We start from the raw sequence: 20,686 nt of genomic DNA, 5'->3' as shown, positions 1-20,686 counted from the left end.
TGCACAACGCGCCATAAAGGTTAGATGTATCGGGTAGCTGTACAAAAGGAACCGGTGTTATGGCCAACCCGCAAAGCCGAATCGCATCTGTTGATCCTGTCTGGGACCAGATTAATCGCGACGCGCAAAAAGCTGTGTCTGACGAGCCTTTGATCGGCGGATTTGTGCATGCCACTATTTTGCACCACTCCTCTATCGAAAAAGCGTTGTCTTATCGCATCGCAGCCAAACTGGCGTCTAACGAGATGTCCATGATGGTGGTGCGTGAAGTCGTCGAGCAAGCCTATGCCGATGATTCTAATCTTGTGGATGCGGCACGCGCTGATCTGGTCGCGATTTTTGAGCGGGACCCCGCGTGCCATAGACTGTTGCAGCCGATCCTCTATTTTAAGGGGTATCAGGCGGTGCAGGCCTACCGTGTAGGTCATTACCTCTGGACGCATGGGCAGCATGATTTGGCTTATTTCTTCCAGATGCGGATTTCCGAGATTTTTGGTGTGGATATTCATCCCGGTGCGCGCATTGGCAAAGGCATCATGATTGATCATGCCCATTCCATCGTTATTGGTGAAACTGCTGTTGTGGGCGACAATGTATCAATGCTGCATTCCGTCACGCTGGGCGGGACAGGCAAAGAGGAAGAGGACCGTCATCCCAAAATTGGTGACGGAGTTCTTATCGGAGCAGGGGCCAAAGTACTGGGTAATATCCGTGTAGGTCATTGCAGCCGAATTGCTGCGGGTTCTGTTGTGCTGGAAGAGGTCCCACCGTGCAAAACTGTCGCCGGTATCCCCGCGCGTATTGTAGGCGAGGCAGGGTGTGATCAACCTGCAGTCTCTATGAACCATATGCTGGGACCTTGGGAAGACTAACCCTTTCAGTAGAATAAATGAAAAAAAGCCGGAGCATTTCTCCGGCTTTTTATTTGTGTTTTGTCGCCTCCCTGATTGCAGCGATGAGAGGCTACGCCACTCAAACTTTCCACTAGATATCAGGCCAAGCAGGGTTTGCGTCAGGCGAGCATAGTCATAGGAGCTTCCAGATTGTCTTTGATCGCGCCGAGCAAAGCAGCGCCCAAGGCACCGTCGATAACACGGTGATCGACGGATAGTGTGACAGACATAACGGTCGCAATGCCAAGCTCACCATCTGCGCCGACGACCGGTTTCTTCGTACCTGCACCGACCGCGAGGATGGCACCATGGGGCGGGTTAATCACGGCGTCAAAATTGTCGATCCCGAACATGCCCAGATTGGAAATCGCAAAGCTGCCGCCCTGATATTCATGCGGTGCAAGTTTGCGGTCGCGAGCGCGGGTGGCGAGGTCTTTCATCTCGGCACTTAGTGCAGAGAGTGATTTCATCTCCGCGTCTTGCAGAACCGGTGTGAAGAGACCACCTTCGATTGCCACAGCGACGGCGACGTCGGATGGTTTGAGTTTGAATACACGGTCGCCAGCCCAGACCGCGTTCGCATCGGGCACCTGTTGTAGCGCCAGCGCGCACGCCTTGATGATAAAGTCGTTGACTGACAGCTTGATCCCGCGCGGCTCAAGCTGCTTGTTCAGTTGTGCGCGGAACGCCATCAGCGCATCCAAATGAATGTCGCGGCGCAGATAGAAATGCGGGACGGTTTGCTTGGCTTCTGTCAGGCGGGCAGCAATCGTTTTGCGCATGCCGTTGAGGGTGATCTCTTCGTATTCGCGTCCCTCATACACTTTGGCAATCGCATCACTAGAGGGGCCCGTCGCCATAACAGCTGAAGGTGTCGCGGGCTTGGATGGTGCGCTGGCGGCAACAGAGCTTTCGGGCGCTGCGCTTTGTTCATCCATATTTTCCACATCGGACTTTACGATTCTGCCATGTGGGCCTGACCCTTTGATCTGCGCAAGATCGAGGCCCTTTTGCCCTGCAATGCGGCGTGCAAGAGGGGAGGCAAAAATGCGGGTACCGTCAGGTTTTGCACCAACGGAGGGTGCCGTTGCCGCGGGTTCAGCGGCTGCGGGCTGTGATGGCGTGGGCGCTTGGGGAGGTGCGGCTGCCGGCGCAGCACTCATGTCGTCCGCGCTTTCACCATCCTCTAGTAGAACGGCAATAGCGGCGTTCACTTTCACGCCTTCGGTGCCTTCGGCAATAAGGATTTTGCCGATCACCCCTTCGTCCACAGCTTCGAACTCCATCGTGGCCTTGTCGGTCTCGATCTCGCACATCACATCGCCAGAGGCGACACTGTCACCTTCTTTGACCAGCCATTTGGCTAATGTGCCTTCTTCCATCGTTGGGCTTAGGGCGGGCATTAGGATTTCTATGGGCATTTTGACCGCTCCTTATTTGTAGGTGACACGTTTTACGGCATCGATGACTTCGGCAGTTGTCACCAGTGCGTGTTTTTCGAGGTTGGCAGCATATGGCATTGGCACATCCTTGCCAGTGCAATTGATCACGGGCGCATCAAGATAATCAAACGCTTCCTGCATCACAACGCTGGAGATATAGCTGCCAACGCTGCCTTGTGGCCAGCCTTCTTCAACAGTCACAAGCCGGTTTGTTTTCATGACCGATGTGATTATTGCCGGTGTATCCATCGGACGCAATGTACGCAGGTCGATCACTTCGGCACTGATGCCTTCTTCTGCAAGTTTGTCGGCGGCCTCCAATGCGTAGGTCATCCCGATGCCAAAGCTGACGATTGTGACATCCTCGCCTGTCCGCCAGATACGCGCCTTACCAAACGGGACCGTATAGTCGTCGATCTCGGGCACATCAAAAGAGCGACCATAGAGTATCTCGTTTTCAAGGAAGATTACGGGGTTTGGATCGCGGATCGCCGTCTTCATCAAACCCTTATAGTCCGACGCAGAGTAGGGCATTGCAACCTTGAGACCAGGCACCTGCATGTACCATGCAGCATAGTCTTGCGAGTGTTGCGCCCCCACGCGTGCAGCGGCACCATTGGGGCCACGGAACACAATCGGCGCGCCCATCTGACCACCCGACATATATAGCGTCTTGGCGGCCGAGTTGATGATGTGGTCAATCGCTTGCATGGCAAAGTTGAACGTCATGAACTCAAGGATAGGTTTTAGCCCACCAAAGGACGCGCCTACAGCGATACCCGCAAACCCGTGTTCGGTGATCGGCGTATCGATCACCCGCTTGGAGCCGAACTCGTCCAGCATTCCTTGGGTGATCTTGTAAGCGCCCTGATATTCGGCGACTTCCTCGCCCATGATAAAGACATCACCGTCTTTACGCATTTCTTCGGCCATGCCATCGCGCAATGCTTCGCGCACTGTCTGCTGTTTCAGGCTCGTGCCTTCGGGCCAATCGGGCGAAGTGTCAGCTTGAGGGGCAGGGTGTGTCTTGCTGTCTGCGGGGGCGGTTTCGGAGGATTGCGCCTTATCCGCGGGAACGGGCGCCGTTGCGGGCTGCGCCTTGGCATCATCCATAGCCGAAGCATCTTCGCCTTCCTCTAGTAAAATCGCGATCGCCTCGTTTACTTTTACACCCTCTGTGCCTTCAGCGACCAGAATTTTGCCTATAACGCCTTCGTCAACGGCTTCGAACTCCATCGTGGCCTTGTCGGTCTCGATCTCGGCCATGATGTCACCGGAGGAGACGGTATCGCCCTCCTTGACCAGCCATTTAGCCAGCGTGCCTTCTTCCATTGTCGGGCTCAGGGCGGGCATGAGTATTTCAGTGGCCATGGTTTATGCCTCCTGCGGGATTGTATCGGCGTAAATATCGGTCCAGAGCTCGTCCAGATGCGGCTCGGGGCTTTCTTTTGCGAATTCGGCACTGTCGTTGACGACGCCTTTGATCTCTTTGTCGATGGCTTTCAGGTCATCCTCGGTCGCGTGTTTACCTGTCAGCAACAAAGTGCGGACCGCCTCGATGGGATCGCGCTCGTCGCGCATTTTCTGCACTTCCTCACGGGTGCGGTATTTGGCCGGGTCAGACATGGAGTGGCCGCGATAGCGGTATGTCTTGATCTCCAGAATATAGGGGCCTTTGCCGGAACGGCAGTGCTTTACAGCAGTCTCGCCTGCGGATTTCACAGCCAGTACGTCCATGCCATCTACGGCCTCTCCAGGAATGCCAAAGGCATTGCCGCGCTCGTAAATCTCGGCGGAGGAGGTGGAGCGTTGCTGCGATGTACCCATCGCGTATTGGTTGTTCTCAATTACAAAGATACAAGGCAGCTTCCATAGGGCGGCCATATTGAATGCCTCGTAGACCTGACCCTGGTTCGCGGCACCATCCCCGAAATAGGTAAACGTGACGCGCCCATTCTCTTTGTACTTGTCCGCAAATGCCAGACCTGCACCCAATGGTACCTGCGCTGCAACGATGCCGTGGCCACCATAGAAATGCTTCTCCTTCGAGAACATGTGCATGGAGCCGCCTTTGCCTTTGGAATAGCCGCCTTCGCGGCCCGTCAGCTCGGCCATGACGCCGTTGGGATCCATCCCGCAGGCCAGCATATGACCGTGATCGCGGTAAGAGGTGATGCGCTTGTCGCCTTCCTCGGCTGCGGCTTCCAGTCCGACAACAACGGCCTCTTGCCCGATATACAGGTGGCAGAAACCGCCGATCAGACCCATGCCATAAAGCTGGCCTGCCTTTTCCTCGAACCTGCGGATAAGCAACATATCGCGGTAATACGCCTTTAACTCCTCTGCGGAGACGTTGCTGCCCTTGTCGGGACCTTTGGTTGCTTTCTTTGCGGCCATGCGGTCGACCTCCCTATTCTGAATGGGTATTCAAATGTAGTTTAACGTTAAACTACATCATATAGCATTCATTCGGGAAATCGAGCGCCTTTTTAGTTCGACCTGTAATCAGAGTATGAAATCGGTCTCTGACAGGCTGGTGACATCTTGAACCAGCAAGGTTCGGTCGGTTGTTCTGTCGCCATCGAGGTCAAATCTGAGCACCAAGCCATCTGGCCGCTCGAATATCCGGATTTCACCTGCTGTACCGGTGTAGGTATCAGTGCCGCGGAAAGTGAACGCATCGTCAATACCACCGGCAACGGCATCTATTGCCGATAAATCAATAATATCGCTGCCACTTACAAAGGATTCGATTGTTTCCATTGCACCAGTAGGGCCCGTGAGGTGGCTAACATAAGTGAATTCGAAAACATCATTTCCTGCACCGCCATTCAACGTATCAGCCCCAAGCCCGCCGTTCAGCGTGTCATTACCGTTTGCACCCCTTAGCTTGTCCGCGCCATTTCCGCCGATCATCTGATCATGACCGAAGCCACCGTACAGCATGTCGTCACCATTGTGCCCGTACAAGCTGTCTGAACCCTCGTTCCCGTAAATGCTATCATTCCCCGCATTTCCGCTAAGACTGTCTGAGCCGGTTTCACCAACGATCAGGTCATCGCCTTCACCGCCAATGATGGTGTCGCGTCCGGTGCCGCCGTTTATTGTATCGTCGCCATTGTTGGCGCGGATACTGTCATAACCAGAGCGGCCGAATATAACGTCATCCCCGTCGCCACCCGAGATAGTGTCATCACCTGAAAGACCATCAATCGTGTCGTTTCCGCTGCCACCGAAGAAATCATCATCTTGTCGCGCACCGGTCAGCACATCGTCGCCCGTGCCAGCAAAAACTGACCCAGCATAGGTCGCATCCCCGATCGCGTGGAAGATATCGTTGTCGTTGCCCAGCGTGATATCGCCAACAACGTGACCTCCCTCCAGACGAACTTCGGACTGATGATCGCGAATTTCCGTACGGCTGTAGCGCAGTTCAATGTCACCCAGAATTTGTCCACGGTTGATCAGCAAAAACGGATCAGCGTCGGATGCGCCAAGGCTAAACGCCGGAGAAGTTCCGGTACCAATGAACGCATTTTCGTGATTGATAAATGTACCTTCGGAGCGACGGACTACTGCTTCGACAGTGGTGTGGTTTTCAAAGAACGATTGATCTGACAGGTAGATGCTGCTTGTTATCACTGTGCCAAGGTTGTTGAAGTAGCTGTCGTTATAAAAGAACAGTCCACTCGTTGCTTCTACGATACCGTTGTTCTGGAACTCGATGTTGTTGCTGAGTGCGAATTGTCTGACGTCGGTTGTGCCGGTGAATTGTACTGTCGAGGCGGTCCCATTGCCAACAGCGCCACGAAAGCCCAAGGCATTGTTGGTTGAATTCATCGCAGTAAAGCTGTTTTCAACAAAGAAGGTGATAGCCGGTCCATCTCTGTCGCCAATCTGGAAATAGACCACGTCATATGAGCTGTCATTATCCAGCTCAATCGCCCCACCCATAAAGCGGTAACCGTCTGTCTGGATGTATAGGTTTCTTTCCGGCGTCCACCCGTCACCAATCATAACATCTCCGGACAGGCCGGTGAAATAGAGGGTGTCATCCTCGACAGGGGTCAGGGCCGCATCACCCAATGTGTTGGTCCAATATGTCTCGGCATTAGATGCAAAGCCGCTGCCACCAGAGATGATGCCATCTACACGCGTTCCCGATGGATCCCAGTAAAGATTAGCCATAAAAATTATCCCGCCTTTATATACATTTGGCCTCTGAGGCTAAACGCACTAGGTGTGCAGTCAAGCACAAAAGGCAGTTGCGATTTATCAGCGGATTACAATTTCATCCGCGCGCACCATGCCAAGGACAGAGCGCGCTTGTTCGTCCAGCAAATCCAGATCGAGATAGTCGTCAGACAGCCTGCGGGTAAGGTTTTCCATTTGCGCCACTTCCGCGCGGACCTGTGTCAGCTGGTCACGCAAATCATTCGCCTCTGCCATAATTTCGGCGCGACGAAACAGGCCAAAATCACCCTGAATAGCAGCAAACATAAAATACAGGCTCAGCGCAAAAGCGATTGCAAAGAACAAAATGGGGCCGAATGCGGGTTTGCTCATGATAGGGGCCTGCGGGGTTTGATGCGTCGAAAACTGCTGTTATGCCGCCTCTTTTTGGGCGATGTAGCGACTATGCCATAGACGATTCGCAAAGGGAATCCCCCACGAATCGCAAAGTTGGTTTTCGACGTGACTGTGTGCGCACAAAAGCGCAGGTTTACCCGCCGAGGGCGGCAACACCGGGCAATGTCTTGCCTTCCATCCATTCCAGAAACGCGCCACCCGCCGTAGAGATGTAGGTGAAATCGTCGGCAGCGCGGGCTTGGTTCAGCGCAGCAACCGTATCACCACCACCCGCAACCGAAATCAGCGCACCGTCGCGTGTGCGCGCGGCGGCCACGCGGGCAGCAGCAACAGTAGCAGTGTCAAAGGGAGCAATCTCGAACGCGCCCAACGGTCCGTTCCAGATCAGCGTCTTTAGGCCCCCAAATGCAATCTCGACTTGTTTCACCGTCTCTGGCCCTGCATCCAGCACCATCTGATCGGCCTCCAGTACAGTACTTGGGTCCAGCAGGCTAATGGTATGATCTGCCCCCGCCTTGAATTCCCGTGCAACCAGCCCGTCGACGGGCAGCATGACACGACAGCCCGATTGCGCTGCCTGGGTCATGATATCGCGGGCCGTATCCAGATAATCAGGCTCGTGCAGCGATGCCCCCAGCTGAGCGCCCTGCGCCACAAGAAACGTATTCGCCATACCGCCGCCGATCACCAACAGGTCCAGACGGTTCACAAGGTTTTCCAACAGCGCGATTTTGGTCGATACCTTCGCTCCGCCCACAACGGCGCCCACAGGGCGTTCCGGCTTGGACAGTGCCGCCTCTAGTGCTGACAATTCGGCCTGCATGAGGCGACCCGCGCAAGAGGGCAACAAATGTGCCAGCCTTTCCGTAGAGGCATGTGCGCGGTGGGCCGCAGAAAAGGCATCATTGCAATAAACATCGCCTAATGTGGCCAAGCGGGCAGCAAAGGCAGGATCATTCGCCTCTTCTCCGGGGTGGAAGCGGATATTTTCAATGAGCACTACATCCGCCGCCGCCGCCTCTGCGGTCATCTTCTCGGCGGCTTCCAGCGTTTCGACCAGTGCGACACTGCGCATCAAGGCGCGGCGCAGGGCAGGGAGGACCTGCCGCAGGCTCATTTCCAGATTGACCTTGCCTTTGGGACGGCCGAAATGGGCCAATAGTATCGGCGTACCGCCTTTGGACAGAATGTCATGCACGGTTGGTACAATCCGTTCGATCCGTGTGGCATCCGTGACCACACCACCATCTACCGGTACATTGATGTCCACACGCACCAAAACACGTTTGCCGTGCAGATCCATCTCGTCGAGTGATTTCCAGCCCATGGGATGCAGTCCTTCAGAATTGTGATCAATCTATACCGTGCTGTTTTGCCGTTATCTGGCCGAGGGTCAATGCACCGCCTTGGCAATTGTGGTGCAGCGCCTTAGGTACTGATGCAGATTTATAAAGGAGAACGGCATGGCCGAGATCAAAGACCCCGAAAACACGATCCTGATGGAACTCAAAGACGGAACCGTCACAATCCAGCTGTTGCCCGATGTGGCGCCCCAGCATGTCGAGCGTATGAAAACGCTGGCCCGTGCAGGTGCCTATGACAACGTGGCCTTCCACCGCGTGATCGACGGCTTCATGGCCCAGACAGGCGACGTGCAGCATGCCAACATGGAAAAAGACTATAACCCCCGCGCCGCTGGCACAGGCGGGTCCGAGCATCCCGATGTTCCTGCCGAATTCTCCAAAGTGCCCCATGCGCGCGGCAGCTTGGGTGCTGCGCGTTCAGCTAACCCCAACTCGGCCAACAGCCAGTTCTTCATCAACTTCAAAGATAACGATTTTCTGAACGGCCAATACACTGTCTACGGTCAGGTCATTTCGGGGATGGAGCATGTGGATGCAATCGCCAAAGGCGAGCCACCCGCCAATCCCGACCGTATGATCAGCGTGAAAGTGGCCGCCGATGCGTAATTTTCTGACAGGCGCGCTGTTTGCGTCGCTGATTGCGGGGTCTGCGGCGGCGACTGGTTTGCAGATCGAAGTGGCGGGTGAGGCCAATGGCACCGTCACCATCGACTTGCTTGAGGATATCGCCCCACAACACGTTGAGCGGATCACCACACTGGCCGCCAACGGTGCCTATGATGGCGTGGTATTCCACCGCGTGATTGACGGCTTCATGGCCCAGACGGGCGATGTTGAGCACGGCAAAAAAGGCAGTGATATGCGCCGTGCGGGCACAGGCGGCTCCGATATGCCCAACCTGCCAGCTGAATTCTCGGATGTAGCTTACGAGAAAGGTGTCGTTGGCATGGCCCGCGCGCAGAGCCCGGACTCGGCTAACAGCCAATTCTTTATCATGTTCGATGAAGCACCATTTCTGAATGGTCAGTACACGGTCGTTGGCCGTGTTACAGACGGGCAAGACGTGGTCGATGCGATCAAGCGCGGCACAGGTGGCAACGGTGCCGTTGTGGGCGAGCCTGATATGATGAAAACCGTCACCGTCATTGAGTGATAAATTGGTCGAAAACATTTTGAGGGGCGCTTCGAAACAGGCGCCCCTTTTGCAATCTTCGACACCAAATGGACCGCAGTGCTGATGGCGTCACGCATTCACTATGCGATGTATCTGCGCAGGGCGGTGCCGGATGACATGCACGAAATTGCCAGCATCCACAGAACGGCGCGAGCAGTTGCAGTGCCATGGCTTCCGGTTGTTCATACAGCGCAAGACGGTTTGTGGTTCTTCACCAAGCGTGTTCTTCCCGTGCAGCAAGTGTATGTAGTTCGCATTGCAGAGAAAATCGTCGGCTTTGCTGCGCATCACGAGGGTTGGTTGAACCATCTATATATTGATGCAGGGTACTGGCGGCAGGGTTTGGGTGGTCTTTTGCTCGTCAAAGCGCAGTCGGTCAACGACACCCTACAGCTCTGGACGTTTGCACGAAACCTCGCAGCGCAAGCGTTTTACGCGCGGGCGGGTTTTCAAATCGTTGAGCACACGGATGGACGTGATAACGAAGAGAGAACGCCAGATGTCCGGATGCGTTGGGCCAAATCAGACCATTGATTTGGCCGCTCTGCGCCGCATAACAGCCTGCCAGATTGTATAGATCAGACCAAGGAACAAACCGATTAACCCACCCAGATAGCTAAAGTTGTGCATGGTTCCTGCGCGTGCGAAAGCTACGGGATCGCTTACTTGTCGTCCTCTCATCCAAGGAGGAAGGGTATCTGGCCCCACTGTCACAAAACTTACCACGAGCGCTGCGATACCAACCAGCAGTGTCGTCGCGACGACGAGAAGAGCCGCTCCCACAAAGCTTTTGACGAAGGGCTTTGTGCCTTTGACAAAGAGTGCCGCAATGTAGATTGGCACGCCAATTACTAGCCCCATCCACCAACTTGCCATGAAACCTACAAGGCTGGCACCGATCCTGTTGTGCAGACCCGTATCAATACCAAATTGGCGAAATTTGAATTCGTGAAAATATGCGGGCGACACCGTGTAAGATATCTGGTTATGGGCCATGCCATATACTCCTGCCAAAAGACAGGCAAAGGCGAGCATGACTGGAAGCAAGGCTAGTTTCACCATTGGAGACCTTCAGAGTGTAGCTTTGGAACAAAACTGCAAGAGGGGGGCAAAAAAAACGCCGCAAGCAGTGCTCGCGGCGTTTGGTATGCTCGGCATTGCAATCCGTTTAGGACGCAGGGTTCGCTTTCGCAGCAGGTGCGGATTTGGCACCCGGGTTCAGTGGATCGTCCTGACGCTGGACGGAACCCTCGAAATGCGCACCACTTTCGATTGCGATGGTCTTGTGGATGATATCGCCCTCGACGCGCGCTGTGGAGGTCAGGCGGACCTTGAGACCACGAACGCGGCCCACGATGCGGCCGTTGATCACAACATCGTCGGCGATCACTTCGCCTTTGATTGTCGCTGTCTCACCGATGGTCAGCAGATGCGCGCGGATGTCGCCCTCTACCGTGCCTTCAACCTGAATATCACCGGTTGTCTTCATGTTGCCTGTGACGTGCAGGTCAGCAGAGAGCACCGAGGCGGGCGGCTTTGCCTTGGGCGCACTTGCCTTGAACTCACTCGGCTTGGATGCCGGAGCCGCAGAGGAGGGCGGTGCAGATGATGGAACTGCGGACTTGTTTGCATCGCCACCAGGGGCTGGATCGTTGATTTTGCTCTTAGAAAACATCGTTTGCTGCCTTGATATAGATCATTGGATTGACGGCCTTGCCACCGACACGCACTTCGTAATGCAGGTGCACGCCGGTTACCCGTCCTGAAGCACCCATATCACCAATACGGTCGCCGCGCGACACTCTTTGACCGACCTTGACGCGCATTTTTGACATATGTGCATAGCGCGTTTCGATGCCAAATTCGTGTTGGATTTTCACCAAACGTCCATATCCTGAGCCCCAACCCGCATGAGTCACAACACCGTCCGCTGTCGCATAGAGTGGTGTGCCAAGACCGGCGGCAAAATCAACACCGCTGTGCATGCGACGGCCGCCAGTTTTGGGGTCACGGCGGAAGCCGAACTTGGATGTAAAGCGGAACGAATCTTTCACAGGATTCGCAAAGGGTGCTTTGGACGCAGCCAAACGGTACAGGTTGAGGCGGTCCATCTGGTTAAGCAGGCGGTTCGCGCGCAGCGTATCTGTCGTCGGCTGCTCGCCACGGGTGGTAAAGCTGAGGGGGGTCAACGGGCCGCCCTGGCCAGAGTACCCACGGCGCACTGTTTCAAGCATCTGGTTGGTAGGCATGCCAGCGGCGCGGAACATACGGTCCAGCGGGGCCACGGAAACGGTCATCGCTTCTTCTAACTGGCGGAAAATTGCGTCGTTCTGCTCTTGCATCAGCGCGATCTTTTGGTTCAGCTCGTCTGCCACCAACAGCGCATCTTGGGAGTCCAGAATGACCTGATCACGCTCTTTGGCAGTGCGCGCCAGCGCATCGGCCAGAAAATCCATCGGCGCGGTGTTCGCAGCGATCTGCACAGCACCACCGTCTTCCGATTGAAGCTGGGCTACTTGGCTGCGGGCAATTTCACGGTCTTTCATTGTGTCCCGCAGCGTAGACTGGATCACTTCAATCCCAGTTTCCAATTCGCGGCGGTGTGTTTCCGAGTTGAGCAACTCTGACTGCATTACCGAAATCTGGGCGAGGGCGGCATTGAAGCGCTCTTGGGCGGCCAGTGCTTCCTCGGCGCGGGTGTCGCGCTGGTAGCTCAGATCGTTAAGACGTGCTTGATACGTGCGCTGGTCCCGTTTGGCTTGCTCGCGGAAGTTGCCTGACCCGATGCTGTCCATCAATATCACGGCTGTTGCGATGATCGCCCACGCCACCAGCAGCGATGACCCTGCGAGGGCAACCACTTGGGTTCCCGGACGCAGACGGATGAACCGTGTGTCATTGTCTGACTTCAAAAATACACGACGCTCCGGAAAATAGTTTTCCAGAAACGCATTGGTTTTAATCGCGAGCTGTGTACGCACGTCTATATTATCCCTTAGGTCCCGTTACCGGATCGGCGTGTCCCTCACAGATCCGTTAACAGTATCGCAATATCTCTCAGGCACACTTCGGGCAACCCTTCTGGCTGATCGCGCCCGATGCCCGCCGTTTTCTGTGGCAAATTGGCAAAAATCCGCCTATTTCAGCTTGTTGAGATGCGGCGTTTATCTGGTTTGCGCAAGCGGCCAGTAAAAATCAGGTGGAATACCCGCCTCTGCGCGCTTTTCCTCGTTGAACGGTGGTTTAAGTTGTCCGTGGAAATACTGGCGCACAAGGGCATGAAATTTTTGCGTTGGGTCCAGTTCATGACGCCCGCACAGAAAATGGAACCACTTGGACCCATAGGCCACGTGGTGAACTTCTTCGGCATAGATCGTCTCAAGCGCTTCAACCGCACCAAGCGCTTTGGCTTGCTTGAAAATCTTGATCATGCCCGGCGTTACATCCAGCCCGCGCGCTTCCAGCACCATGGGCACGACAGCAAGGCGGCCCATAAAATCATCGGCTGTATCTTCGGCCGCGCGCCACATGCCCGCATGGGCGGGCAAGGCACCATAGTGGCTGCCTTCGGCCTCAAGACAATCACACATCAGATTGAAATGCTTTGATTCTTCATCAGCTGCTTTCACCCAGTCATCATAATAGCCAATCGGCATCTTGATGTGAGAAAACCGTGCAATAATGTCCCAGTGCAGATCAACTGCGTTTAACTCGATATGGGCAACAGCATGCATCATGGCGATCCGCCCCTCTGGTGTGCCGGGTTTGCGGTTCGGCACGTCGCGCGGGCTCAGCAATTCTGGATGGGTGGGGCGCGCAGGGTGCAAAGGTGGCTGGGCAGTTCCGATTTCAGGCTCTGTCCCATCCGCACGCGCTGCGCGCCATTGCGCGGCATATTTATGCGAAAGGGCCGTCTTTTCGCGCCCGTCTGCCGTGCGCAGTACCGCCTCGGCCATCTGTGCCAATGGCATCATAGCGTGAGCACCGCATCCAGCACCTCTTCGACATGCCCTGGCACTTTCACCTTGCGCCAGATTTGGGCAATGTTTCCTGCCGCATCAATGAGGTATGTCGCACGTTCGATCCCCATGGACTTTTTACCGTACATATTCTTTTCGACCCAGACGCCGTAGTCTTCAGTGACTTTGCCTTCTTCGTCACTCAGCAAGGGCACCGTCAGATTGTGTTTCGCGGCGAATTTGTCGTGCTTGGCCATGGTGTCACGCGAGATGCCGTAGACAGCTGCACCCGCTGCTTTGAACGCATCCAGATGCTCGGAAAAACCGATGCTTTCTTTGGTACACCCCGGTGTGTCGTCACGCGGATAGAAAAACAGCACGACAGGGGTGCCTTGCAATGCCGACAGGGTCACAGTCTGACCGCCTGTGACGGGCAGGGTGAAATCGGGTGCGGGCGCGGAAATCTCTGGCATATCAAATCTCTCATGTATCTGGGGCGCGGCCTTGGACGGCGCGCGGACCTCTGTCATAGTAGGGCTGCGGTAGAAAAATCAAACCCTTGCCGTGTGTGATGTAACATCTCTTGCGTATGACCGGAACCTGATGGCCGAGACCAGTTCGCCTGAACCACAACCGCGCCCGCCGCGCCGCCGAAAACGCGGGTGGTTTCTGCTGCTGTTGGGGCTGTTCAATGCCCTGTGGTCGCTGCTGGTGCTTGTGGCTGTCATTGCCGTGGGCGCTGTTTATTTTTTCTATGATCGCCCCGTTGTTATGCCCAATTGGGTCGAGGCACGGATCGAACAGCGGCTTGAGGTTGAATTTCCCAATGCGCGGATAACCTTTGGCGAACTGCGTTTGCTGATGGAGGAGGGTTGGCGGCCAAGGGTCCGGTTAAGGGATGTGGCAGTTGCCGATCTGGAAGGTCGCGAGCTGATCCGCTTTTCCGAAGCGCGTGTCCGTCTTTCAATGGCGGCACTGCGTGGAGGGCAGGTGCAGCCTTCGCAAATCGCGCTGCGCGGGGTGTTTGCAACGATTATACGCGCACAGGATGGCACCATTGCGCTGCAAACGGGAATGGGGACGGCCAATGCAGCCGGAACCGGACGCATGACGAACCTTGGTACATTGGTGTCGCGGATTGATGATACCTTGCAGCAGCCGGGCCTTGCAGCATTGCAAAGCGCCGAGCTGCGCGGCCTTACGCTGCAATTTATCGACAGAAGGGCAAAGCGCGCTTTTACCCTCGATGGGGGGCGCCTGATCGCTCAGCGCAAGGACGGTGCCTTGGTCGTCAATGCTGATCTTGCGCTTTTGGCGGATGGCGCGGGGGTGACAACCCTGTCTGCCAATTACAATAGTGTTATCGGTACGCCCGAGGCGCAATTCGGTGTGCGGCTTGTCGATGCTTCTGCCACCGATATCGCCACGCAAAGCCCCGCTTTCGCGTGGTTGGGGTCCTTGCGTGCGCCGATCTCTGGCGCGGTGCGTTCCGGCGTGCGCGCGGACGGCACACTTGCCCCGCTGAGTGCGACATTGCAGATCGGCGCAGGGGTGCTGCAACCCAACGCAGGCACGCGGCCTATCCCGTTTCAATCTGCGCGCAGCTATTTCTCGTATGACGCTGCAGAGGGTTTGTTGCAATTTGACGAATTGTCGGTCGCCAGCAAGTGGGTGACTGCCAGTGCCACAGGTACAGCTACGTTGACGGGCCTGCGTACTGGCACGCTGGAGGCGCTGGTCGGTCAGTTCGCTGTCACACAATTGCGCGCAAATCCCTTGGCGCTGTATCCGGCACCGATCGAACTTGAGCGCGCCGAGTTGGATTTCCGCCTGCAAACAGCGCCTTTCAAGCTGGAAATCGGGCGGCTTGATGTGTTTGATCAGGGCAAGGCACGCCATGCTTTCGGTACCTTGACAGCCGAGCCCGAAGGGTGGCGGCTGGCGCTGGATGCACGCGCAGATACGTTGACGCCAAAACGGATACTGGAGCTTTGGCCCGAAGGGGTGAAAACCCGCACCCGCAACTGGCTGGAGCAAAACCTGATTGCTGCCGACATCAGCAATGGTGACTTTGCACTGCGCATCTCGCCAGGTGAGGCCCCGCGCACCTTTGTGGCCTTCGACTACCGCGCGGCGGAGGTCAAGTTCCTGCGCGGTCTTCCTCCTATCAGCCAGGGGCGCGGCCATGCCAGCCTTGATGGCAAACGCTTTGTTGTCTCGCTGGATGACGGGGTGCTGAAGGCGGAACAGGGCGGTGAACTCAGGGTTGAGAGGTCTGCCTTCATATTGCCGGATCTTGGGGTCAAAGGCGGAACTCCTGCGATTGTACGACTGAATGCCAGCGGGCCGTTAACGGCTGCCTTGTGGACACTGGACCAGCCACCTATCGGCGTGATGCGCCGTGCGGGCCTTCCCGTGGCGTTGGGTGACGGGCAGGTGGACGCGTCGGGCACACTGGCTTTTCCGCTCAGGCGTGGGGGCAGCCCTGCGGATGTTGTGTTCGACGTCACGGGGGACGTTAGTGCGCTGACCAGCACCACATTGCTAAAGGGGCGCACATTGCGCTCGGACAGAATGGGGCTGGTGGCCAGCAACACTGGAGTTCAAATCTCTGGCAAGGGCACATTGGACGGGGTTGCATTTGAGGGGCGCTGGCAGCAACCGATTGGCGCAGGCAGTAATACCAGCACCCTGCGCGGCACTGCACAGATCACGCCACAGGCCTTAAGTGCGTTTAGCGTGGCCTTACCAAAGGGCATGCTGCAAGGGGCTGCACGCGCTGACATCGGTATTGATTTTGCGCGTGGACAGTCCCCGCGCATGACAATCCGTTCCGATCTGCGGGGGGCTACCTTGCAGGTCCCACAAATCGGTTGGCGCAAACCCGGCAGCACCCGCGCAGCCCTCGATATGCAACTACGGCTTGGGGCTCAGCCAGAAGTGACACGAATAACGCTCAACGGGGCAGGGCTCGATGCGCGCGGCTCGATCACTCTGGCACAGGGCGGTGGCTTGGGCGTGATGGAGATGGAACGCTTGCGGCTGAACGATTGGCTGGACGTGCGCGCCGCACTTGAAGGGAAGGGCAGTAACCGCGCGCCGCAAGTCGTCGTGCGCGGTGGCAGGCTTGATCTGCGCACTGCGACCTTTGGCAGTAGTGGAAGCGAAAGCAGCGCTGATGGTGCAAATCGAGGGCCACCGCCGGCGCCTATGCGCATCAGGCTGGACCGTTTGCAGATTACGGACACGATCTGGTTGCAGGGGTTCGCTGGAACATTCCAAACGAACGGCGGGCTGGATGGCCCGTTTGAAGCGCGGGTGAACGGCGGCACGGGGGTGTCGGGGCGTGTTGTGCCGCAGCGCGGGCGCACGGCAGTGCGCGTCACCTCGGCCGATGCGGGGGGCATCCTGCGCTCGGCGGGGGTGTTACTACAGGCGGTTGGTGGCACCATGGAGCTGGCTTTGTTGCCCGTCGGTTCGGGAGGCGCTTTTGACGGCCAGCTTAAAGTGGAGGGAGTATCGATCAAGGATGCGCCTTCGATGGCAGCGCTGGTCAATTCGCTGTCGGTTGTAGGGCTGGTAAACGAGATGAACGGTGACGGCATCTATTTTGACGAAGTAGAGGCAGAGTTTCGCCTGACGCCAGGGCGCATGACCCTGCGCCGTGGCAGTGCGGTGGGCGCGTCACTTGGCCTGTCGATGGACGGCGTTTTTGCGACAGATACAGGCCAGATCGCGATGCAAGGGGTGATCACACCTGTCTATCTTCTCAACGGAATCGGATCGCTGCTGACCCGCAAGGGCGAGGGACTGTTGGGCTTTAACTATCGCCTCAGCGGTGCGGCAAAATCACCCAAGGTATCCATCAACCCGTTATCTGTTCTGGCACCAGGTGGCTTGCGCAATGTGCTGCGTGGCCCGCAGACCGAACTGCCCCCAGTCGAAGGGGAGGTGGCACCTTTGCCCCAAACCGACGCACCGGCAAAAAGGCCCGTTGAACCTGCTTACGAAGGCCGTTAGGGGCTGCGCCATGAAGCTAAGTGATTTTGATTTTGACCTGCCTGATGAACTGATTGCGGTGCGCCCTGCGCAGCCGCGATCCTCGGCGCGTTTGCTGGTAGCGGACGGGGACTGCATCCATGATGCGCGCGTGACTGACCTGCTCGGTTGGTTGCGGGCGGGCGACAGGCTGGTTCTCAATGACACCCGCGTGATCCCTGCGCGCTTGTCAGGGTTGCGCCACCGCAACAGCACCCAAGGCCCCGTTGCGGCCAAGATCGAAGCGACCCTGCTGGAACCGCAAGCGGATGCGGGCCTTTGGTCAGCGCTGGTCAAACCGCTCAAAAAGCTGCGCGTGGGCGAGCAGGTTGTTTTTTCGGATGAATTGACTGCAACCCTCGAAGGGATCGAGCAAGGCCTTGCCTATCTGCGGTTCAATCTGACTGGTGATAGTTTCGATGCAGCACTGAACGCCGCAGGGGCCATGCCACTGCCACCCTATATTGCGGCCAAACGTGCGGCAGATGCGCAAGACAACACCGACTACCAGACGGTATGGGCAAAGAACACTGGTGCTGTGGCAGCACCGACAGCCTCGTTGCACTTTGATGCGCCGTTATTGGAAGCGCTGCGCGGGATGGGCGTAACCTTTAGCTATGTCACCCTGCATGTGGGGGCAGGTACGTTTTTGCCCGTTAAAGTGGATGATATTTCTGATCATAAGATGCATGCCGAATGGGGGCAGGTCAGCGCGCAAGCAGCCGCCGAGATTAACGCCACCAAAGCGGCAGGCGGCCGCATCATCCCTGTAGGCACTACCGCGCTGCGCCTGATCGAGACCGCAGGGCAGGGCGGTGCGATTGAAGCGTGGGAAGGCGACACGGATATTTTCATCACACCGGGTTTTAACTTTAACGTGGCCGATGCGCTGATGACGAATTTTCATTTGCCGCGCTCAACCCTGATGATGCTGGTTTCGGCCCTGATGGGCGTGCAGCCCATTCGCGACATTTACGCCCATGCCGTAACAGAAAAATATCGCTTTTTCTCGTATGGTGATGCATCGCTTTTGATCCCGCCGCGCAAAAGCGACTGATAGGCGTCGCATGTAGGCCCGACACCCCCAATCTCGAGGGCATAGGGGTAGCCTTAACAAGACAAGGAGATGCACGATGCTACAGGTTCTTGGCAGCGCATGGGCGCTGTTGTTCGGTATGTTCCTGCTGATGCTTGGCAACGGCATGCAAGGCACTTTGCTGGGCATTCGTGGCGAGATTGAAGGGTTTGATACCTTCATGATGTCGATCGTGATGTCAGCGTATTTCGTGGGATTCCTTGGCGGCTCGCGGCTTGCACCCGGTATGATCAAACGCGTCGGCCATGTGCGGGTATTCGCAGCCCTTGCCTCGCTCATCTCTGCAGTGATGATCTTGTACCCGACTTTTCCTTATATCTGGGTCTGGGCGCTGGGCCGCGTTCTGATCGGGTTCTGCTTTTCTGCTGTATATGTGACTGCCGAAAGCTGGCTGAACAATGCGGCAGACAACTCCAACCGTGGTCAGGCGCTTTCCTTGTATATGATCGTGCAGACGCTGGGTATCGTGGCGGCGCAGGCGCTGCTGCTGACTGCGGACCCGGGTGGTTTTATCCTGTTTGTGATCCCCTCCGTACTGGTAAGTATCGCAATCACGCCGATTCTGCTCTCCATCAGCCCGACGCCGGCCTTCGACACCACCAAACCGATGAGCCTGAAAGAACTGATGAGCTTTTCTCCACTGGGTTGTGTGGGCATGTTCATTCTCGGGGGCATCTTCTCGGCGCAATTCGGCATGTCCTCGGTCTATGGCGCCGAAGCGGGTCTCAGCGTGGCGCAAATTTCGACGTTTGTCGCGACCTTCTTTATCGGCGCTGTGGTGCTGCAATATCCCATTGGCTGGATATCTGACCGGATGGACCGTCGTTACCTGATTATTATCGTCTCTGTGATCGGGGGGGCGGGCTCTGTCATGGGGATGTTGCTCGGCGATGTTTTCTTTCTGCTGCTTGTGTCGGCCTTTGTGATCGGGGGCATGGCCAATCCGCTCTATTCACTGCTGATCGCGCACACCAATGACTTTCTTGAGCATGACGATATGGCCGCGGCCTCTGGCGGGCTGATCTTTATCAACGGTTTGGGGGCCATTCTGGGGCCGATGATTACCGGTTGGATGATGGGAACATCCCTCGGCCCGGCTGGGTTTTATTTGTTCACGACAGTTCTGTTTGGCGCGATGATCCTCTATGCTGGCTACCGCTCCACCGTGCGTGCGACCCTGCCAACAGACGAGACCGGATCGTTTGTTCCTATGGCGCCAACAGCGACCTCCGTTGCGATGGAGATTGCACAGGAATACGTCATCGAAAACGAGATCGAGGAAGAAGAGCAGGCCGAGCAGTCGCAGACCGTGTCGTGAATGGGCGGTATTTTGCTCCCTAAAGGAAACTTATTGCATCAAGAAGGATATGGTTGCGCTATCTGTGACGCTTTTGTTGCAAATCGTGTGTATCAAATTCGCTCAAACTGTCCTTAAGTCAATGTATTGGCGCACAGGCGCGTGGAGGAGTTGGCGATGGTAAGTTCCAAGGAAGTGCTGGATTTCTGGCTGGACCGTGTAGGTCCGTCTGGATGGTACGCTGCTGATGATGCGGTGGACGCCGAAATAACCGAACGGTTTATGCCCGCATGGCAAGCTGCCCGCGATGGCGGTCTGAGCATGTGGTTGACCTATCCTTCGGGCGCACTTGCCTACCTCATCGTTACCGACCAGTTTTCGCGCAACATGTTCCGCGCCAGCGGTAAAGCGTTTACGCTTGATCCTATTGCGCTGGCGGTGGCCAAACGCGCTATTTGCAAGGGTTGGGATCTCAAGATCGACGCGCCCGCACGCCAGTTTTTCTATTTGCCGCTTATGCATTCTGAAAATCTCTGCGACCAAGACCGCTGTATACGCCTGATGGTTGAACGGATGCCAAATGGTGCCAAAGACAATCTGATCCATGCACAAGCCCACCGCGAAGTGATCCGCCAGTTCGGTCGCTTTCCCTACCGGAATACGGCGCTGGGTCGCACAGATACACGCGGCGAGCAGGCCTATGCAGCTGCAGGCGGGTATGGGTTTACGCTGCGCCAGCTGCAGGTCGATCTGGCGGCTTGAAATTAATGGCGGGTAGGGGGCAAACCCGCCCGCCTTTCTGAACTTGGTGCTGCATCCGCCAACCGGTTTGC

At 56.4% G+C, this 20,686-nt stretch carries 19 protein-coding genes; 8 read left to right on the top strand and 11 right to left on the bottom strand.

Annotation, left to right across the window (positions count from 1 at the left end; all coding sequences use genetic code 11):
* Positions 1-59: 59 nt before the first annotated feature.
* On the top strand, positions 60-872 hold the full coding sequence (gene cysE, locus Q0903_RS08735; protein WP_299414661.1) for a serine O-acetyltransferase: 813 nt from the start codon (positions 60-62) through the stop codon (positions 870-872).
* A gap of 140 nt (positions 873-1,012) precedes the next feature.
* Here cysE and Q0903_RS08730 read toward each other — a convergent pair whose 3' ends face one another.
* The 6 genes from Q0903_RS08730 to Q0903_RS08705 all read right to left on the bottom strand — a co-directional run bounded on the left by Q0903_RS08730 (position 1,013) and on the right by Q0903_RS08705 (position 8,252).
* Positions 1,013-2,314: a pyruvate dehydrogenase complex dihydrolipoamide acetyltransferase gene (locus Q0903_RS08730; protein WP_299414659.1), complete on the bottom strand. Its 1,302-nt coding sequence runs from the start codon at positions 2,312-2,314 to the stop codon at positions 1,013-1,015.
* 12 nt (positions 2,315-2,326) lie between these two features.
* Positions 2,327-3,706, bottom strand: coding sequence for a pyruvate dehydrogenase complex E1 component subunit beta (locus Q0903_RS08725; protein WP_299414657.1), 1,380 nt, complete (start codon positions 3,704-3,706; stop codon positions 2,327-2,329).
* A 3-nt stretch (positions 3,707-3,709) separates the two neighbouring features.
* Positions 3,710-4,732, bottom strand: a complete 1,023-nt coding sequence (gene pdhA, locus Q0903_RS08720; RefSeq protein WP_299030721.1) for a pyruvate dehydrogenase (acetyl-transferring) E1 component subunit alpha — start codon at positions 4,730-4,732, stop codon at positions 3,710-3,712.
* A gap of 108 nt (positions 4,733-4,840) precedes the next feature.
* Entirely contained in the window at positions 4,841-6,523 is a 1,683-nt protein-coding gene (locus Q0903_RS08715; RefSeq protein ID WP_299414655.1) for a calcium-binding protein, read from the bottom strand.
* 87 nt (positions 6,524-6,610) lie between these two features.
* A complete protein-coding gene (locus Q0903_RS08710) occupies positions 6,611-6,901 on the bottom strand; it encodes a septum formation initiator family protein (RefSeq protein WP_299414653.1) in 291 nt (96 codons plus the stop codon).
* Between the two features lie 157 nt (positions 6,902-7,058).
* On the bottom strand, positions 7,059-8,252 hold the full coding sequence (locus tag Q0903_RS08705; RefSeq protein ID WP_299414651.1) for a phosphoglycerate kinase: 1,194 nt from the start codon (positions 8,250-8,252) through the stop codon (positions 7,059-7,061).
* A 136-nt stretch (positions 8,253-8,388) separates the two neighbouring features.
* On the opposite strand from Q0903_RS08705, the gene Q0903_RS08700 reads away from it, so the two are divergent.
* The 3 genes from Q0903_RS08700 (at position 8,389) to Q0903_RS08690 (ending at position 9,997) form a co-directional block, all read left to right on the top strand.
* The gene (locus Q0903_RS08700) at positions 8,389-8,895 is read left to right on the top strand and encodes a peptidylprolyl isomerase (RefSeq protein ID WP_299030725.1); all 507 of its coding nucleotides are present in this window, start codon (positions 8,389-8,391) and stop codon (positions 8,893-8,895) included.
* Complete coding sequence (locus Q0903_RS08695; RefSeq protein ID WP_299414649.1) at positions 8,888-9,442, top strand: peptidylprolyl isomerase; 555 nt, start codon at positions 8,888-8,890, stop codon at positions 9,440-9,442. Before Q0903_RS08700 ends, Q0903_RS08695 begins: the two co-directional genes overlap by 8 nt.
* A gap of 84 nt (positions 9,443-9,526) precedes the next feature.
* Entirely contained in the window at positions 9,527-9,997 is a 471-nt protein-coding gene (locus Q0903_RS08690) for a GNAT family N-acetyltransferase (protein ID WP_299414647.1), read from the top strand.
* On the opposite strand, the gene Q0903_RS08685 is transcribed toward Q0903_RS08690, so the two are convergent.
* The 5 genes from Q0903_RS08685 to Q0903_RS08665 form a co-directional block, all read right to left on the bottom strand.
* Entirely contained in the window at positions 9,986-10,459 is a 474-nt protein-coding gene (locus Q0903_RS08685; protein ID WP_299414645.1) for a hypothetical protein, read from the bottom strand. The two genes, Q0903_RS08690 and Q0903_RS08685, sit on opposite strands and share 12 nt — an antisense overlap.
* Positions 10,460-10,631: 172 nt before the next feature.
* Positions 10,632-11,138 carry a polymer-forming cytoskeletal protein gene (locus tag Q0903_RS08680; protein ID WP_299414643.1) on the bottom strand — a complete coding sequence of 169 codons (507 nt, stop codon included), beginning with the start codon at positions 11,136-11,138 and terminating at the stop codon, positions 10,632-10,634.
* On the bottom strand, positions 11,128-12,444 hold the full coding sequence (locus tag Q0903_RS08675) for a M23 family metallopeptidase (protein ID WP_299030730.1): 1,317 nt from the start codon (positions 12,442-12,444) through the stop codon (positions 11,128-11,130). The genes Q0903_RS08680 and Q0903_RS08675 overlap by 11 nt, the downstream gene beginning before the upstream one ends.
* 183 nt (positions 12,445-12,627) lie before the next feature.
* Positions 12,628-13,437, bottom strand: a complete 810-nt coding sequence (locus tag Q0903_RS08670) for a ferritin-like domain-containing protein (RefSeq protein WP_299030731.1) — start codon at positions 13,435-13,437, stop codon at positions 12,628-12,630.
* Positions 13,434-13,895, bottom strand: a complete 462-nt coding sequence (locus tag Q0903_RS08665; RefSeq protein WP_299414641.1) for a peroxiredoxin — start codon at positions 13,893-13,895, stop codon at positions 13,434-13,436. The genes Q0903_RS08670 and Q0903_RS08665 overlap by 4 nt, the downstream gene beginning before the upstream one ends.
* Before the next feature lie 130 nt (positions 13,896-14,025).
* On the opposite strand from Q0903_RS08665, the gene Q0903_RS08660 reads away from it, so the two are divergent.
* From Q0903_RS08660 to Q0903_RS08645, 4 genes are all read left to right on the top strand, one after another.
* Positions 14,026-17,442, top strand: a complete 3,417-nt coding sequence (locus Q0903_RS08660) for a DUF3971 domain-containing protein (protein WP_299414640.1) — start codon at positions 14,026-14,028, stop codon at positions 17,440-17,442.
* 10 nt (positions 17,443-17,452) lie between these two features.
* Complete coding sequence (gene queA / locus Q0903_RS08655; protein WP_299414638.1) at positions 17,453-18,517, top strand: tRNA preQ1(34) S-adenosylmethionine ribosyltransferase-isomerase QueA; 1,065 nt, start codon at positions 17,453-17,455, stop codon at positions 18,515-18,517.
* A gap of 76 nt (positions 18,518-18,593) precedes the next feature.
* A complete protein-coding gene (locus Q0903_RS08650) occupies positions 18,594-19,874 on the top strand; it encodes an MFS transporter (protein WP_299030735.1) in 1,281 nt (426 codons plus the stop codon).
* Positions 19,875-20,030: 156 nt separating this feature from the next.
* On the top strand, positions 20,031-20,615 hold the full coding sequence (locus Q0903_RS08645; RefSeq protein ID WP_299414636.1) for a DUF924 family protein: 585 nt from the start codon (positions 20,031-20,033) through the stop codon (positions 20,613-20,615).
* Positions 20,616-20,686 lie beyond the last annotated feature (71 nt).

It is taken from the genome of uncultured Sulfitobacter sp. (genome assembly GCF_947502895.1).
Lineage (GTDB): Bacteria > Pseudomonadota > Alphaproteobacteria > Rhodobacterales > Rhodobacteraceae > Sulfitobacter.
The sequence above is the reverse complement of the archived record's forward strand: the minus strand, read 5'-3'. Positions and strand labels throughout refer to the sequence as shown.